Annotated in this window: 2 protein-coding genes; one reads left to right on the top strand and one right to left on the bottom strand. The window is 60.2% G+C overall.

The features are described from left to right. Positions 1-1181 (top strand): methionine--tRNA ligase subunit beta (gene metG / locus WCA53_RS27090; RefSeq protein WP_423917947.1); only part of this gene is annotated, 1181 nt, incomplete at its 5' end. 162 nt (positions 1182-1343) lie between these two features. Here the strand turns inward: metG and WCA53_RS27095 are convergent. Then, a partial coding sequence (locus tag WCA53_RS27095; RefSeq protein ID WP_423917951.1) for a translocation/assembly module TamB domain-containing protein occupies positions 1344-2620 on the bottom strand: 1277 nt, incomplete at its 5' end.

The raw sequence follows: 2620 nt of genomic DNA on the forward strand, positions 1-2620 counted from the left end.
CGCTGTTCTGGCCCGCGATGCTGGAGTTTTCCGGCCATCGCACGCCGACCAATGTGTTCGCGCACGGCTTTCTCACGGTGGATGGCGCGAAGATGTCCAAGTCGCGCGGCACATTCATCACGGCGAAAAGCGTGATCGATACGGGCATCAATCCCGAATGGCTGCGCTACTACTTCGCGGCAAAGCTGTCGAACACAATGGAAGACATCGACTTGAATCTCGATGACTTCCAGGCGCGCGTGAACAGCGATCTGGTCGGCAAGTACGTGAATATCGCGAGTCGCGCGGCAGGATTCCTGATCAAGCGTTTCGATGGCCGCGTGCTGGATAGCGCGATGGATCATCCCCTTTTGGTGCAGTTGCGTGCCGCCGTGCCGCATGTTGCGGCGCTCTATGAGTCGCGGGAATACGGCCGCGCGTTGCGCACGACCATGGATTTGGCCGACACGGTCAATGCTTTCGTCGATACCGCCAAGCCGTGGGATCAGGCGAAGGACGCGGAGAATGCGGCGCCGCTGCACGTGACATGCAGCGTGAGCCTGGAGGCGTTCCGGTTGTTGTCGCTCGCGTTGAAGCCGGTGTTGCCGTGGCTCGCGGAATCGGTGGAAGCGTTCTTGGGGATCGCCCCGATGGTGTGGGCCGATGCCGGCTCGCCCCTGCGCTCTACGCAGCCGATCAATGCGTACAAGCACTTGATGACGCGCGTCGATCCGAAGCAGGTTGAAGCGTTGATCGCGGCGAATCGGGAGTCGGTCGCGCCCGGGCAGCCGGCTACGACTGCGGCCCCGACGACCGCGGTCATGAAGAAAGCCGTGAAGACGAAGGAAGCCGAAGCGGAAGGCGTGATTTCCATCGACGACTTCGCGAAGATCGACTTGCGGATCGCGAAAATCGTGGATTGCAAGGCCGTGGAAGGGTCGGACAAGCTGCTCCAACTGACGCTCGATATCGGCGAGGAAAAGACCCGAAATGTGTTCTCCGGGATCAAGTCGGCCTATCAGCCGCAGGATTTGATCGGCAAGTTCACGGTGATGGTCGCGAATCTGGCGCCCAGGAAGATGAAGTTCGGGCTGTCGGAAGGGATGGTGTTAGCAGCTTCCGCCCAGGATGAAAAGGCAGAACCGGGTTTGTATATTCTTGAACCGCATAGCGGGGCCAAGCCGGGAATGCGGGTGAAGTAAGATCGCGGTTACACGGTAGGCGACCAACAAAAGGCCGGTTCGACGTGAGTTGAACCGGCCTTTTTTGTGGTGCGGCGGAAAAGCTTGATGCAGGACGCGAACGCACTGTCGTGCTCTCGTGCGACGTGCTGCGTGAAACTCAAGAACGTCTACCAAAACAACCTACGGCCCGTTCCTCCGCGCCCACGAATCAAACCGTCGCGTATAAAGCAGATCCAGCCCCTGGAACGTGCCGCCATAGGCCGACACCGACCAAAACCGCGAGAGATTGATCGTCGCCTTGATCGCGTTGCTTGCCGATTGCAAACCCTGCTCATAGCCGATAACCAGCCGTTCGTTAATCGCCTTCGAGATCATCACGACTTGCGGATCGGTCAATCCAACCTCGCTCGTACCGATCGAAAATTCGTCGAGCCCAAAGGTCTGCGCGATACGCTTGCCGCCCGCACTTCCCAACAACGCCAGCGCATTGGTCATCGCGCTCTGTTGCCCGACGTTGTTGCCCTGATCGGTGCCATGCCCGAACAACAGCCAGGACAACTTTTCGTTGTCCGGCACGTTCGGTTCGGAAATCAGCTTCGCATTCGGCGACTGGACCGTTCCCGTCACCTGCACGCCGGCTTCGACTTCCTGATTGCGGCGCATCGCGAGAATGTTGATGCCCGGATTCGTGACCGGACCATTGAAGGTGAAAAACCCGTTCTCGATACCCAGCTTCCGCCCGAACGCCGTGTAGGTTGACCCCGGTGTCACGCGCACATTGCCGATTGCGCGCAGTGGCATTTTTGGCGCACTCAGCGCCGTAATGGTGCCAGCCAAACCCAGGTCCGCGCCCGCGCCGCGGAAACGGAATTTCTGGCCGAGATTGATATCGATACTCGCTCGCGGCGAAAAAGCGGGCACCGGTTTGTTGCCCGTCGCCACGACCGGCTTGTCCTCACCCTTCACCGTGCCATCGGGACGCACGATGACGACGTCGTCGCCCAGTGAAGGCCCCGGCAGTTCCGGCAGGTCGAACAGCGCGTGATCGACGGTGAATTTGCCATTGATCGCCATGCCGCCCTGCACTCCTTCGTTCGCGACCGACGCGCTGCCCGACAACTGCAACTCGCGGCCGGGCGAAGCAAACAGTTCGAGCTTGTCCGCGATGATGCTCGCCGTCAGGTCCGGCTGATTCTGGTCGAGGCGGACCTTGCCGGCCGCCTTGAGAGTGCCGCTCGATCCGTGAAACTCGACCTGCTGCATATCGACGAGATTTTCCGACAACGCGATGCGGATCACCCCGTCTTTCAACTGTATGCCCTGGTCGATGTCGGTTACCGACAACGCGTCGCCGGTGAGCATGCCCGACACGTTTGGCTTCCCGGCCACGCCCGCAATAGTCAGCTTCAATTCGATGTGTCCACCCAGCAGATAACCCGGGCCAAACAAGCCACCGG

Source organism: Caballeronia sp. (assembly GCF_049581465.1).
Classification (GTDB): Bacteria; Pseudomonadota; Gammaproteobacteria; order Burkholderiales; family Burkholderiaceae; genus Caballeronia.